This window comes from Sphingomonas sp. T1 (genome assembly GCF_902506585.1).
GTDB classification, from domain to species: Bacteria; Pseudomonadota; Alphaproteobacteria; order Sphingomonadales; family Sphingomonadaceae; genus Sphingomonas; species Sphingomonas aerolata.
Genome location: NZ_LR733914.1, coordinates 49,091 through 62,982 on the forward strand (window position 1 = coordinate 49,091; position 13,892 = coordinate 62,982).

A 13,892-nucleotide genomic window follows, 5' to 3' on the forward strand; every position below is an offset into this window, starting at 1 on the left:
TCGCGCTTGCGACCTTATCTTGGTTTTCCCGTTCCCACCTGTTCCCCTATTTCTACGCATCTTGACCGTTATCCGTATTTTCCCCTATTTCATCGATATCGGCTTTAAGCCGGTCGTGCTTCAACCACGATCCGCGCGTGCAGGCTGAATCCGCACGCGCGACCGAGCCCCCCGCGTACCGGCAACAGCCTGCATGCGATCGAGATCCCGCCGCGCAAGGCAGTAGCCTGCAACGCATCCAGCACAGGAACACCCGCTCATGGCGACGAGCATGGAAATCGTACCCTCGGGCGAATTGCAAAAGCAGTTCGGCCGTTACTCTGACGAGGCGATGATTCGCCCGGTCGGCGTTAGTCGGAACGGCCGCGTGCGCTTCGTCATGGTCCCCGTCGATGAATATGAGCGCCTGCGCCGTCGTGAACGGATCGCCGGCCGCGTGGAGGATCTTGATGACGAAACCCTCGAAGCCATCCGCGGCGTCGAACCCAGCCGCGGCGCCCAAGACGCCGAAAAAAGGCTCAACGCTGCCGCAGCCGGGTGAAGTCCTCAATTACAGCTACCTGTGGGAATACGAGTACGTTAAAGGCCGCGATGAAGGTATAAAGGACCGGCCCGTCGCGGTCGTTCTGGTGACCCGTCCGAAGGACGGGATCGATCAGGTGCACGTCGTGCCGCTGACCACGAAAGCCCCTGCCCGCGATCAGTTGGCGATCGAAGTGCCCGACGCCGTCCGGCGTGATCTTGGCCTGTCTGGCGAGCGATCGTGGATCGTGATCACCGAGTGGAACCGCTTTGCCTGGCCGGGTTATGACATCCGGCCGATACCCGGTCGCGAGCCAGCGGTCAGCTATGGCTATCTGCCGGCGAGCTTCTTCCGGCGCGTCCGTGACGCGATCGTTGCAGCGGGAATTGGGCGACCTGTGGATCGCGATTGACGGCACACCCTTGTGCCAAGCTTGATGCCCTAGGCGTCAGCGGGGGTTCCGCAGCGTCTGGCAGCGATGGTCAAGCTCACGTCTGACGTCGTCGTCCAGCGCCTCGCGAACGCGCGGCAGGCCGTCGGCGCGGAGCCGCCCCTCGATCGATCGCCAGCCGCGATACAGCCCGCTCTCGGCCATCTCGCGCGCCAGTTGCAGGATATTGGCTCGGGCGTCGCTCACTTGGGGTCCTTTGTGTACCCTGCTCAATGTAGCATGGCGAGGTTGTCACGAGGCAAGGCGGTTTGCACGACCACGAAAATCTTGATCGCGTATGCGTTCGGTTCCCACCGCAGCATCGTCAATGCCTTGCAAGACCTGATACGCAAATCCGCTGCGCGGCCGTAAAGTCCACGGTGGTATCAACATGCGTGACCCGCGGACTGGCGTGCGCAGGTGCTTGACGGATCAGACTTCCCCCGTGACGACAGGGCATGGCGTCCACAACGACCCTTAACGCGAACAACCTGGCCGCGCTCGGCTCCGAACGTCTGGCAGCTCTTCTGCTCGAGATGACCGCCGGTGATGCCGCGGCCAAACGTCGATTGCGACTGGAGCTGGCAAGCCACAGCGGTGGTGACGTCGCGGGTGCAATCCGCAAGCGGCTCGTCTCGATCGCGCGATCGCGCTCATACGTGGATTGGCGAAAGGCGAGAGAACTGGGCCAGGATCTCGAGACGCAGCGTGAGGCGATCGTCACGCATGTCGCGCCCAACAATCCCGGCGAGGCCTTTGACCTGTTGTGGCGGCTGCTGGAGATGGCGCCATCGATCTATGAGCGCTGCGACGACAGCAACGGCCTGATCGGTGGTATCATCGCCACCGCCCGCGACGATCTCGGCGATGTCGCGGATCGCGCTGGCCAGTCCGTAGAGGTGCTCGTCGGCCGCGTGTTGTCGGCGGTTTGTGCAAACGACTATGGCCAGTTCGACGGCCTGATCGGCACGACCGCACCGGCGCTGGGGTCTGACGGACTGACCCGGCTCAAGGTCAAGTTCGAGGAAATGGCAGCCGGCATTGCCAAGGCAGCTGCGGGCGAAGGGCGACAGGCGATCGGGCTGAGCATGCGCGGTCCAAGTCATGCAGACGATCGCGAGCGGAGCCATCAGGAGCGTCAGGTTCGCTCGGCACTGATCGAGATCGCCGACGCACTCGGCGACGTCGACGGGTTTGTGAGGCGTCACTCGGAAGAAGAGCGCACCAACCCCATGATTGCGGCGGCCATCGCCGAGCGGATGCTGGCAGCCGGTCGCCTTGATGAAGCACTAGCCGCGCTGAAGCAGGCGGAGGGTACGTATCGCCACGGCGGTTATTGGCCCGGCTGGCAACGGGCTTACATCAACGTGTTCGATGCCCTTGGTCGATCTGATGACGCCCAAGCCGAACGCTGGCAGGCGTTCGAGCGTGGTCTCGATGCCGATTACCTCCGGGCATATCTGAAGCGGCTACCGGATTTCGATGACATCGATGCCGAGGCGCGAGCGATCGACTACGTTTCGGAATATCCCGGCTTCCATCAGGCGCTCGCCTTCATGATCGACTGGCCGGCGCTCGACCGCGCTGCCCGTATGATCATCGCCCGGACCGACGAACTCGACGGCGATCATTACGGCCTCCTGACCCCGGCCGCTGACGCGTTGGAGCAGCGATATCCGCTCGCGGCCACGCTCGTGCTGCGCGCGATGATCGACTTGTCGCTCGATGCCGCCAAGTACAAACGCTATGGTCATGCCGCCCGGCATCTCCGCACCTGCGAACACCTTGCCCGCCGAATCGAGGACTTCGCCGGGCATCCTGATCACGCCGATTATACAGCCGACCTTAAACAGCGTCATGGCCGCAAAAGCGGCTTCTGGGATGCATGAGCATGGGACCGCATTCCGTAAGGTCGACCCATGTGTGGACATTCACGCCCCCTCCCGCGCTTCCCAACTTCAGACGTTCGTCGTCTAATCGCGTTGGTTGCAAGAGGTTTCTGAGATGTCGTTGCCGAGAGCATGGTCGTCTTCGCGGTCGACATATGCCGCCGCATGATGGGGCTTCGCGGGTAACCCTTCCAAGGTTCATCACGCACTTCACTGCCATGAAGGCATAAGGTGCAACGAATGTCGCGGAATGGATCAGCCTACGTCCCGGCAGGACGTCTCGTGGCGCCTTGCGACGCGGACGAGCTCGGGAATTTAAGCTGCGACGGATTTCTCCCTGAATGGTTCACCGGTGATCAGCATGCTATGCATGATGACGGCGAGCTTGCGGGCAACTGCGACCGTGGCGCGTTTGAAGCCAAGCCTTTCTCGCAGCTGCAGCCCCCATTTGCGTAGATCGCATTCGGATCGGCTGCGCGTGAGGAGGACTGTTGCGGCTTCGTAAAGGAGCCCGCGCAGGTGGCTATCACCGCGCCTGGAGATGTGACCGTCATAGTCGATCTCGCCAGACTGATAGCGCCGCGTCGTCAGCCCGACGAACGCTCCCACCGATCTCGAATGCTTAAAGTTGGCGGGCTCCTCGATCGCGCTAACGAACGACGTGGCGGTCACAACACCGACACCGGGGATCGACATCAGCAGCTGGCAGGCGGCGTTGCGCCGCGCATCCGCGAGAAGCTTGCGTCCGAGCTCTGCGGCGCGGAGGCGAACTGCGTGCCAGGCTTCAAGCAGCGGACGGATGATCTGCCCCAGGTCTATATTGTCGGCCAGCAGCGCATGAACATGATGCTCGAACTTGCTGCCCGTCACAGCGGGAACGACGAGACCGAACGTCTTCATCAGGCCCCGGATCTGGTTCGACAGCTCGGTACCAATCCGCACGAGGCGAGTCCGTGCCGCTACCAGCGTGCGAGTGAGCATGCTGTCGAAGCTCTTGACCCGCACTTCCTTGTAGAACCCGACCTCAGCCAGATGCGCCAGTCCGTCGGCATCGTTGGCATCGGTCTTGTTCGTTGCCATGTCGAGAGCAGCTTTGGCATGGCGTGCGTCGATACAGATCGCTGGCACCCCTTCGGCCGCCAGCGCGTGAAAGAACCAGACCGAGAGCGGGCCAGTCTCGAATACTACCCGCTTGGGTGCCGGCGCATGCTTGCGGATCAATGCCGCCAGAAGCTGTGGATCCGAGGGACACTTACCGCGCCAAACACGCTTGCCGTCACGCCGAATGGATACGGCAGTCTCTTTCAAGGAAACGTCTAGTCCGATATACTCGTCCATGGCTGTTCTCCATCAGATGCTTGGGCCCGGCTTCGGATCGTGAGCCCGTACTTCCATCTTATCGGGGAACAGCCACTAGCTTCCATCGTGAACGCTAGGGCTTCGCTCCCGCGATTACCCCATGTTCATCGCCACACCAAGATGTCTTCGGCTTTTGATTTCAGTCATAAACGTCGTGATAGGCAAGCATCGGATGCGCCGGCACCTAGCCCTAAGCTTGAGCGAGGGCGGACCAAGGAAGAGGTTAGCGAACTTTTCGTCGGACTTTGATACGCCAAAGCCGAAGAGCTTGGTCGTGGTTGTCGATGGCGAACGGAATGGCGAAGTCCGGTTTTTTTAGCGACATCTCAGCCGAGCCGGCATCGGTGGCGTCGACGTTGACTAAACTGGCAAAGCAACCCGCTAAGCTTCACTTCCGCTATGAGGCTGGTTTGACGGGATACGAGCTTCACCGCCAGATCATTGAGCTGGACCAGGGTCCGAGCTAGTGGCGCCGTCGCTCATGCCGAAGCGTCCCGGCGACCGGGTCAAGACCAACCGTCGTGATGCCGTAAACCTAGCCCGCCTCAATCGGGCTGGCGAGCTGACCGCGGTCTGCGTGCCAGATGGAACGCATGAGGCCATTCGCGAGCTAATACGAGCGCAAGAGGTCGCCACCGTAGCCCAATCTCGCTTAGAAGCCGTCAGCGACGCCGATTATCGGGAAGCAGGCTTGCGGGGGTGGACGGCATAGGTCTCTTCGAAAGCGTCGGTCGCCATCGTATGGTTTACGGAGTGTTCGTCCATCAGACTCCACGACGAATTCTCATCACCTCCGCTTCGCATCGGCGGGGGCTACCATTCTGTATCCCTGCCCGCGAACCGTCTGGATCAAATCCTGCCCACCGTATAAGGCTAATTTCCTTCGCAACCGGCTGACATGGACGTCAGCAGATCGTAGATCTACGCCGTCGCCAGAAGTGCTGACCAGGCTCGCGCGATCTTTGACGGCATCTGGATTAATGAACAAGCGACTCAATATAGCATATTCGACAATTGAAAGTTTCAGCAATTCCCCCGAGGGAGAAAGTAACTGCCGATTTGTGGAATTTAGCACCCAATCCGCAAAGATCAACTTACCCTGGGAGGACTGGCAACTACATCCTTCGGCCAGATTATCATGACGCTCCTTTTCACTCAAACGGCGACGAAGTATGGCACGGATCCGCGCCGTCACCTCTCGAGGGTTGCAGGATTTTGAAACAAAGTCATCGGCGCCTAGCTCAAACACGACTATTCTGTCCGTATCATCTTCCAGACTTGACCTTACCATTATCCCTGGCAAGTTCCGATAACTGCTTAACCACTTTACAATATGCAAACTATCAGTGTCGGGTATTAAAAGGTCGATTACTATTAGATCGTAATTTATCATACCGACGCATGCGTTCAGATCATCAGCGGTTTTTACCCGGTCAACAGTCATGGCATGGCGTCTTAACGTCTCAAGGAGCAAGACATCGTCGTCATCAGCCTCGCTGGTCAATATCAGTATGCGCGGTCGGCTGTTTGATCTGGCAGTGATTGAATCGACATGGTCATTAAGCATAAGTATCGCTGTCGTTAATATGTAAGGATATCTTCGCTAGCCGACTTATCAGTTCGAGCCCCCGAACGTCACCGAACTGTAGGTGAAGCCTGCACTTCTCGTTTTTCGCCCTCAGGCAGTGCCGCCCATCTATTGCAAGCGCTCGATCCGCAGGCTTCGATCGCCGTCGAAGGAGGCGACGAAGGTGCCAAGTGCGGCTCGTCTGATCTTCACCGGGCCTCCGATTCGAGGAGGAAACCGCGACGGTTCGGTAATCCTCCACGTCGAACCGTCGGCTAAGCGCACGACCCAGCGATCCCGTCCCGATCGGGTCACGGTGCTGACCGAAGATTCGAAGTTCTGGATCTCAGGCATCTTCTCGCCCGAACGGCCGAATAGATTGATCGTCGGGAGCTGAAAGCCGAAGAGCGACCGGCGTTTCTCCACGACCTCATCACGGCTGAGGACAGCCAGGCCGTCGCCGGCGCGTGCGGCTTCCAAGGCGGACGATGCCCGATCGAAACAGGCTAGCCGACCGGCCGACTCTGCGATCGCTCGACACTGCGTGACGGCATCGATCAACTTTTCGCCATTGCCGATGCTCGGCGCGGTCTGCGCTGACGCCGGCATCATGACGGCAAAGATGGAGATCGCAGATAGTGTAAGCCGGACATGTCGCACTTCGCTTTTCCCTCTTCATCAATAGCGTCTGCAGTTCCGCGGTGTGTCCGATTTGCCACAGCAATGGCGAAACGCCTGATAGCGGATAATTCCGGCGCTTCCTACATTGCAACATTGTTTCAATAGAAGATAGTAACAGTTATGCTTAGGTGCCTCGACGAGGGCCAAGGCTTCGAATGCTGCAGAACGTGCACAGCATGGTTGCTTCTAAGGGGGATTACACAATGAACTTTCGTTCGCGTCTACTCGCAACGACGTTGGCGGCCAGTGCGGCAGCCGTCGTGGCTCCTGCCTATGCACAGACCGGTCCGGGATCGGACTCGGGCACAGGAACGCCGACAAACAACATCGATCAGAGCGCGACCGGCGAACCCGCCGAAGGCGACACTGTCGTCGTCACCGGGTCGCGCATCAAGCGTCGTGATCTGGAGACCGCCGCTCCCGTCGCCGTTGTCGGTCAGGAAGAGTTCAAGCTTTCTGGCACCGTCAACGTCGAGCAGGTGATCAACACGCTGCCGCAGGTCATTCCCGGCAGCACGTCATTCTCGAACAACCCAGGTGGCGGCGTCTCGACACTTAACCTGCGCGGTCTTGGTGAGAACCGTACGCTAGTACTGGTGAACGGCCGCCGCTGGATGTTCTACGATTCATCGCAGATCACCGACCTCAACACCATTCCGGCTTTCCTGCTCGAGGGTGTCGACGTCGTGACCGGCGGCGCGTCGGCCGTGTACGGTTCCGACGCTCTGGCCGGCGTCGTCAACTTCCGCCTGCGGACCGATCTGACCGGTGTCGAGGCCGGTGGTCAGTACAATCTGACCGAGCGCGGCGACGGTCGTCGTTACGAGGGCTATCTGGCGATCGGCACTGCGCTGAATGACAACCGCGGCCATGCGACCGTCTATGGCGAATATTACCGTCGTGAACCCATCTTCCAAGGAGCACGCAGCTATACTCGGGAAGCACTGGGCGAGAACGGCGATTCCTCGGCGCTGGTCCCCGGTGGCTCTTCGACGACGCCCGACGGCCGGTTCACCTCGACTTTCGCGCCTTCAGCCTGCCCGACCGGCAACGTGTATTGCGGCGGCGGGGCCTATTTCACTGCGCCAGGCGTCAGCCGACCGCGTGTCGGAACGGACCTCTACAACTTCGCGCCGGCAAACCTTCTTCAGGTTCCGCAGGAGCGCTACCTGATAGGCGGCTATGCCGATTACGACATGGGCGGCGGCAATACGGCGTACCTGGAGGCATCGTTCGTTAACAACCGCGTCGCCAACGAGCTGGCGGCGACCCCGGTCACGGGCACGTTCCAAGTCAACATCGCATCGGTTTCGCCGTTCCTCAACGCGGCGAATATAGCAGCGCTGCGTCAGCTGGACTCGGTAGGAGCAGCCGGCAACACCGTGGGCGACGGTGTCGTTCCGCTTTCGGTGTCGCGTCGCGTGGTCGAGACCGGATCGCGCAATTCGCTCGACGAGCGTAACGCGTTCCGCATGCTCGTCGGCGTCAAGGGAGGTATCACCGAAGGCTTCAACTACGACGCCTATTACAGCTATGCCCGTACGCGGAACTCGAACGTCCAGTCCGGCAACATCTCGCGGTCGGCTTTCCAGGCCGGGCTCAACGGTACGGCATCCCCGATCAACATCTTCGGACCGAACACGCTGACCCCGGCGATGGTCGATCAAATCACGATTCTCGCGCAGAACGGCGATACGTCCGTGCTGCAGGTGGCCAACGCATCGGTAACCGGCAGCCTGTTCAACTTCGGCTTTGGCGGCGACGACGTCAGCATCGCTGCGGGTGGCGAATATCGCAAGATGACGTCCGAGTTCATTCCCGACACCGCATTGTCGTCTGGCGACGTCATCGGCTTCAACGCTGGCGACCCGACTGCGGGCAGCTACAACGTGAAGGAGCTGTTCGGTGAAATTCTCGTCCCGATCGCGGCGCGCACCGCAGGTATCTACAACCTGGAAATCAATGGTGCAGGACGCTATTCGGACTATTCGCTGTCTAATGTAGGTGGCGTCTGGACGTATGCGGGCGGCGTTACCTATTCTCCGATCCGCGACATCAGCTTCCGTGGTCAGTATCAGCACGCAGTCCGCGCGCCGAACGTGGCCGAGCTGTTCGCTGGCGGCGCGGTGAACTTTCCAAACGCGGTCGATCCCTGCGCAACGGCAGCCGCGGCAGCCAACGCAACAACGCGCGCCCTGTGCGTCGCGACGGGCGTTCCGGCCGCGCTGGTTGGTACGCCGGGCGTCCAGCTGAATACGCAGATCCAGAACCGGACTGGCGGCAACCCGAACCTGCAGGAGGAAACGTCTGACTCCTACACCGCAGGTATCGTGCTGCGGCCCAGCTTCCTGCCTGGCCTGTCGATGACGGCGGATTACTTCAACATCAAGGTCGAGAACACGGTCTCGACGCTTGGTGGTGGTTTGGCCAACTCGCTCGATCTTTGCTATAACGTCGTCCAGGATATCAACAGCCCCTATTGTCAGGCGTTCGTGGGCACCCGCAACGCGCTCGGGCAGTTCGACGCGAGCAACCCACCGCTTATCGGCAATGCGAACGTGTCGACGCTGAAGGTCGAAGGTGTCGACGTTCAGGTTGATTACCAAACGCGCTTCCCGCTTTCGCTGACGGGCAATGGAGACTCCAAGCTCTCCTTCTTCTTCCTCGGCACCTATACGAGGAAGAACGACCTCACGCCGGTTGCGGAGTTGCCGGACACGGTCAACGAGTGCGCCGGCAGGTTCGGCGTCCTTGCGTGCGGAAACCCAACCCCCAAGTACAAGTGGACGTCGCGCGTATCGTGGATGGACGGCGGCCTTACGACCAGCGTCCGTTGGCGGCACCTGTCGGCAGTACGTGACGATGACGATAGCACGGACTATTTTGTTGAGCGAATTCCCGCGTACAACCTGATCGATCTGAGCTTCTCGTTCGACATCACGGATCAGTACAACCTGTCGATGGGCGTCAACAACCTGTTCGACAAGAATCCGAAAATCCTTGGGTTCAACCAGCAGCAGGCCAACACCTACCCCAGCACTTACGATGTGCTTGGTCGTGACTTCTTTGTCTCGACCCGCTTCAAGTTCTGATCCGGTACGCGGCGGGCTGCGGCCCGCCGCCTTTCAGAACCTGTTCAATCAGCGCCTGTACGGGAAACCGTACGGGCGCTTATTTTATGAACCGGTTAGCGGTAGGGGGCGACGTCGAAAGCGACTGTCATGCGCTTGCCCGTGCTAAAGCGACGCGTGCCGTGGTACAACGTGCTCGGAAACAATGCGCAGAAACCAAGCTCGGGTTTAACGATCTGAACAGGTGGCAGCGGGAGCCGCAGATCGGCGGGCGGACGGCCAAGTTCCAATCCTCCGGCAAAAGGGTCTGCGCTCTCCGGTTCGGGCAATGACAGATAGCATGCCGAAGACAGAACGCCTTCGGGATGGATATGGCCTGTATGGAACCCGCCCTGCATCAGTCTGACAGACCAGCTACCGGCGACGCGCATGGGAGCATCGCGATACCGCAGTAGCGGATGCCCATCATCGCGACGCGGAAGCGCATTCCGGTATCGTGTGATCGTTCGCACAACCGCCTCGTGGAACCGCGCGATCTCAGCTTCGCCGCGATCAAACAGTCCGCCGCGCGTCTGGCTGCCGTCGCGGACCGACTGGCCGATCGGCATGGCAGCGGTGTCGTGAAAACGATCAAGCACGGCGATCGCTGCATGCAGATCACGGTCACTCAGCTCGAGGGGCAGGAGACGGACGAACGTGTCCTGGTGCAGCCAAGCATGCCGCGGATCCTGGAGCATCCGCCAGGCGATATCACGAAGCGCCCATGCCGCGACGGGGCCGTTGGCCTCGGCTATCGGTGCGAGGAGGCGTTCGGCGCGCTCCGGCTCCTCGCACCGCAGCCAGTGCCGCGCTTCGTGCATAGACCGATCGTCAGTGTCGAGGGTCAGGCGTGCAAAGATCGCTTCCGCGACGCCGTCTTCACCGGCTTCGCCCCGGTGAACGGCTTCGCGCAACGCGAGTTCGGGGTCCTCGGGGCATGCCCGGTGACCGATGCCTGCTGCATCGGCAGCCTCATGATAGCGATCGACGCCTGCTAGCATGCGGCACCACGAACGATACAGAAGAGCATTGTGGGGAAAGCGACGGACAGCGTCTGCGTAATGCAGGCAGAAGTCCTGCCGTTCTCCGGCCGCCCAGCGCAATTGTGCCAACAGTTCGAGTGCGTCCGGCCATTCCGGAACCTGCTCGACGAGCGCTTCCGCTATCTGGCGCGCTTCCGCAGTACGTCCCACGTGATCGAGCGCGTTTGCGCGTCCCAGCCAGAGCAGGGCATCACCCGGCGCCAGGGCGAGCGCGCGATCGAAACGCTCCACCATGTCATCTTCGCCGCGGTCGAGCGCCATCCGTGCGCGTCCATGCAGCGCCAATGCGTGCGTGGGCGCGAGCGACAAGCATTGCTCGTAGCTGCGCGACGCTGAGACACGATCATCCAGCGCTACCTCGAGACCCGCACGCGCTGACCAATAGCGTGGCAGTCCCCGTAATCGACGTTCCTCGGCGCAAAGTGTTGAAAGCGCCTCGCGTTGCTTACCCATTGCCGCGAGTGTGATCGCCCGATTGACGATGGCCTCGCCGAAATCAGCATTAGCGGTGATCGCCCTGTCGAAACATGACAAGGCCTCGTCGTGACGTGCGGCCCTTGCATGAAAATTGCCCGCGCTGTTCAGCATGGCCGCATCGCGCGGATATCGCACCGCTGCTTCGGCGAAGAGGCGGACCGCAACGGCATCATCTCCAGACCGCGCCGCAGCCAGAGCGCGGTCGCGTAAGCTCGCGGCACCGTGCATCATCTGTCGCGAAGCCATCCCGTAACGGCAAACCGCGACGCGCGCGCAAACGGCGGCACGTAACTGACCTGATGCCTCTGAGGCACGCGGAACAAGTTCAACGCGTTGAACCGCGGACGCCATCCGGCAACGACATCGCCATCATCATCGAGAAAGTTGAGATATCCGCCCCAGTCGGTGTGCCAGTCGTCATCAGCGACGTTCAGGACATACGCGACGCGGCGTCCCTGCGCCGCATGACTGTCGTCGTGAAGAGCGAGAAAGTCGCCGGCACTGAAGAACGTGGCTTGTGCATCAGCCTTGATGAGTTCCGGTATGCCGGTCACGGCCCGTGCGAAGTTCAGGAACGACGCGTCATTCAGGTGTTCGACAAGCAGATCGTGGAGGCCCCTGGCATTCCACTTTTCGATGTAGGCATGGACCATGGGATAATGCGCGAAACGAAATGCATAATCCCGTGATGCGGCAGCGGTGTTCACGGCCGCTGCGAGCGCGGTTCGGCGATCCGCGGGCATCGCACGCAATTCTTGCTGACGCATCGAAGAAGGACCGCTGGTGCCGGCCTGCCATGCCGTTCCCCAAGGCGTTTCGTGCTGGAGAACGCGACGAACGACCCGTGCCGTGTGGTCGGTCAGGAAACCGCGTATCTGTACGCGATGATCACGCGCAAAGACGGTCGACGCCGTGGTCACATCGATCGTCGGATTGATGTCGAACAGACGCTGCATCACGTGATCGTATTTTCCTTTGGATCGTCGACGCGGGAGCATCGCGTGCGATAGGGTGGACGGCATGTCATATGATCGCTTTTCCGTGAACCCAGCACTCAATGCAACCGCGTTGGCGGATCAGTTCGCGCGTGATGGACGATTGCACATAGCGGATTTTCTCGAAGCCGAATGCGCCGCAGCCCTCCACTCCCTGCTGAGCAAGCGGACGGACTGGCGCTACCTCGTGAATAGTGGTGATCGCACGATTGAATTGGACCGTGCCACGCGGGCCGCCATGTCCAGTGCCCAGCGCGATGCCTTGGACAATGCGGTCTACGCATCTGCCCGCTCGGGCTTTCAATTCCGGTATGAAACGATACGCGTTCCCGATGACGAGGCGTCACGTCGCGCCAGCGACGATCCACTCGCTGCGTTTGCCTCGTGGCTCTCATCGGGTGAGCCTCGCGCGTTCCTACGGACGGTCACGGGGGCCGGGGATATCGATTTCGCCGACGCCCAGGCCACGGCCTATGGGCCCGGGGATTTTCTCACTGGTCATGACGATGCCGTCGATGGGCGCAATCGTCGTGCCGCCTATGTGCTCGGTCTCAATCCCATCTGGCGAACCGAATGGGGTGGACTACTGGTTTTCCATTCGGACGGCAAAGGGTGGCTGCGGGCCCTAGAACCCCGGTTCAACACTCTGAATTTGTTCAGGGTACCGCAAATGCATAGTGTGTCCGAAGTAACGCGTGCGGCGGCTTGGAGGCGATACTCAATAACAGGCTGGCTGCGCGCCACGAGTAGCAATCCTGACTCATAAGCAGTTAGACGTCGGGTTCGATGGTCACGTCAGGCAGACGGCGTCGCGAACCAGACGTTCGATGGCAAGTTCACCACCGATCTGGAACTGAGCTACACGCTCAAATACTTCACCTGTCCGTCGGCGCTCACTATTTCACCAACGGGCATCTTAATCGGCTGACTCCCAATTCAACTATGCAGATCTATCCGCTCACCGGTGACACATCGGACGGTCAGGTCTTTCCGCGTAACGGCGGTCCGTTCGGCTCTAACGAAGGTTTTTACTACACCTGTCTACGCGTGAAAATCTGAAATGTCGTTGGGCCGCGACCGCGCACTCACGATTTGCAAATCCTGACGTGGCATGTTGACTGGACTACTCTTCAGGCCCCGATCGTAGACGTCTCGCGCGGAACACTCTCACACGAACGGACTCGTTACGCGGGAACACGCAACCACTAAGCCTGCCGCTGATTTACAGTAAACATCATCGGCGGCCGGTCCAGTTCATCGCCGCGCTTGCCGACCGGTATGACCCAAAAGTGTCGTCTATGATGTAACCGGCCGCCCGGAAGCGGACATCGGTTTACGCGCTAGCATTAGCACCGGCGCTGTCTGATCCCCATATACCTCAGGTAAGGAGAGGCAGATGGCCGGCGGTTGGACGCGCGATGGCGCGGTGCAGGATCAGATTGACGATTCAGTGGCTGACGCAGTGTTGGCCGCACGCGCAAGCATGCCAAGCGGAACGAGTGAACCGTTCTGTGCAATTTGTGGCGACGACATCCCCGAAGGTCGGCGTCGGGCGCTGCCTGGAGTGCGAACCTGCGTAACTTGTCAGAGCGGCCGCGACCGGCCTCCTGCCGCTACGTTCAATCGGCGGGGCAGCAAGGACAGTCAGCTGCGGTGACTATCTCCGCGTCCTGGCCGGCCTAAGCTGACCAGACCCACAGCACGAAGCCGCTGCGCGGCAGTGGTGGTGGCGGTGGGGTAGCGCCCTTGCGCTGAGGTTTGGTCCTGCGGCAGCGGCGGCAGACGATGGAGTTCCTTCAACAAGAGGAACTTCATCAT

The 13,892-nt window shown here is 60.5% G+C and carries 12 protein-coding genes; 6 read left to right on the forward strand and 6 right to left on the reverse strand.

The genetic code is table 11. The annotated features are described in order from the left end of the window. Positions 1-271: 271 nt before the first annotated feature. Positions 272-541: a type II toxin-antitoxin system Phd/YefM family antitoxin gene (locus GV027_RS21080; protein WP_236559449.1), complete on the forward strand. Its 270-nt coding sequence runs from the start codon at positions 272-274 to the stop codon at positions 539-541. Between the two features lie 88 nt (positions 542-629). Further along, complete coding sequence (locus tag GV027_RS21085) at positions 630-935, forward strand: hypothetical protein (RefSeq protein ID WP_236559450.1); 306 nt, start codon at positions 630-632, stop codon at positions 933-935. A 36-nt stretch (positions 936-971) separates the two neighbouring features. Here GV027_RS21085 and GV027_RS21090 read toward each other — a convergent pair whose 3' ends face one another. After that, positions 972-1,160, reverse strand: coding sequence for a hypothetical protein (locus tag GV027_RS21090; protein WP_236559451.1), 189 nt, complete (start codon positions 1,158-1,160; stop codon positions 972-974). Positions 1,161-1,411: 251 nt separating this feature from the next. Here GV027_RS21090 and GV027_RS21095 point away from each other — a divergent pair, with 251 nt between their 5' ends. Next, entirely contained in the window at positions 1,412-2,842 is a 1,431-nt protein-coding gene (locus GV027_RS21095; RefSeq protein WP_159513528.1) for a DUF6880 family protein, read from the forward strand. A gap of 315 nt (positions 2,843-3,157) precedes the next feature. Here the strand turns inward: GV027_RS21095 and GV027_RS21100 are convergent, their stop codons facing one another. The 3 genes from GV027_RS21100 to GV027_RS21110 form a co-directional block, all read right to left on the reverse strand. Next, entirely contained in the window at positions 3,158-4,180 is a 1,023-nt protein-coding gene (locus GV027_RS21100) for an IS110 family transposase (RefSeq protein ID WP_159513529.1), read from the reverse strand. Positions 4,181-4,988: 808 nt separating this feature from the next. Next, positions 4,989-5,768, reverse strand: coding sequence for a response regulator transcription factor (locus tag GV027_RS21105; RefSeq protein WP_159513530.1), 780 nt, complete (start codon positions 5,766-5,768; stop codon positions 4,989-4,991). A gap of 129 nt (positions 5,769-5,897) precedes the next feature. After that, positions 5,898-6,428, reverse strand: coding sequence for a hypothetical protein (locus GV027_RS21110; RefSeq protein WP_236559452.1), 531 nt, complete (start codon positions 6,426-6,428; stop codon positions 5,898-5,900). 176 nt (positions 6,429-6,604) lie between these two features. Here GV027_RS21110 and GV027_RS21115 point away from each other — a divergent pair, with 176 nt between their 5' ends. Then, positions 6,605-9,541 carry a TonB-dependent receptor domain-containing protein gene (locus tag GV027_RS21115; RefSeq protein WP_236559453.1) on the forward strand — a complete coding sequence of 979 codons (2,937 nt, stop codon included), beginning with the start codon at positions 6,605-6,607 and terminating at the stop codon, positions 9,539-9,541. Between the two features lie 95 nt (positions 9,542-9,636). Here the strand turns inward: GV027_RS21115 and GV027_RS21120 are convergent, their stop codons facing one another. Both GV027_RS21120 and GV027_RS21125 read right to left on the reverse strand, forming a co-directional pair. Next, a complete protein-coding gene (locus GV027_RS21120) occupies positions 9,637-11,310 on the reverse strand; it encodes a putative 2OG-Fe(II) oxygenase (protein ID WP_159513532.1) in 1,674 nt (557 codons plus the stop codon). Continuing rightward, positions 11,307-12,035, reverse strand: coding sequence for a 2OG-Fe(II) oxygenase (locus GV027_RS21125; protein ID WP_159513533.1), 729 nt, complete (start codon positions 12,033-12,035; stop codon positions 11,307-11,309). The genes GV027_RS21120 and GV027_RS21125 overlap by 4 nt, the downstream gene beginning before the upstream one ends. Positions 12,036-12,099: 64 nt before the next feature. Here GV027_RS21125 and GV027_RS21130 point away from each other — a divergent pair, with 64 nt between their 5' ends. After that, complete coding sequence (locus GV027_RS21130; RefSeq protein ID WP_159513534.1) at positions 12,100-12,840, forward strand: 2OG-Fe(II) oxygenase; 741 nt, start codon at positions 12,100-12,102, stop codon at positions 12,838-12,840. 630 nt (positions 12,841-13,470) lie between these two features. Continuing rightward, positions 13,471-13,731 carry a DksA/TraR family C4-type zinc finger protein gene (locus tag GV027_RS21135; RefSeq protein WP_159513535.1) on the forward strand — a complete coding sequence of 87 codons (261 nt, stop codon included), beginning with the start codon at positions 13,471-13,473 and terminating at the stop codon, positions 13,729-13,731. Positions 13,732-13,892 lie beyond the last annotated feature (161 nt).

Coding starts and splice junctions, on each gene's coding strand:
- GV027_RS21105 (WP_159513530.1), bottom strand. CDS start 5,768: ATGCTTAATGACCATGTCGATTCAATCACTGCCAGATCAAACAGCCGA.
- GV027_RS21100 (WP_159513529.1), bottom strand. CDS start 4,180: ATGGACGAGTATATCGGACTAGACGTTTCCTTGAAAGAGACTGCCGTA.
- GV027_RS21095 (WP_159513528.1), top strand. CDS start 1,412: ATGGCGTCCACAACGACCCTTAACGCGAACAACCTGGCCGCGCTCGGC.
- GV027_RS21130 (WP_159513534.1), top strand. CDS start 12,100: ATGTCATATGATCGCTTTTCCGTGAACCCAGCACTCAATGCAACCGCG.
- GV027_RS21125 (WP_159513533.1), bottom strand. CDS start 12,035: ATGCAGCGTCTGTTCGACATCAATCCGACGATCGATGTGACCACGGCG.
- GV027_RS21080 (WP_236559449.1), top strand. CDS start 272: ATGGAAATCGTACCCTCGGGCGAATTGCAAAAGCAGTTCGGCCGTTAC.
- GV027_RS21115 (WP_236559453.1), top strand. CDS start 6,605: ATGCTGCAGAACGTGCACAGCATGGTTGCTTCTAAGGGGGATTACACA.
- GV027_RS21135 (WP_159513535.1), top strand. CDS start 13,471: ATGGCCGGCGGTTGGACGCGCGATGGCGCGGTGCAGGATCAGATTGAC.
- GV027_RS21120 (WP_159513532.1), bottom strand. CDS start 11,310: ATGATGCACGGTGCCGCGAGCTTACGCGACCGCGCTCTGGCTGCGGCG.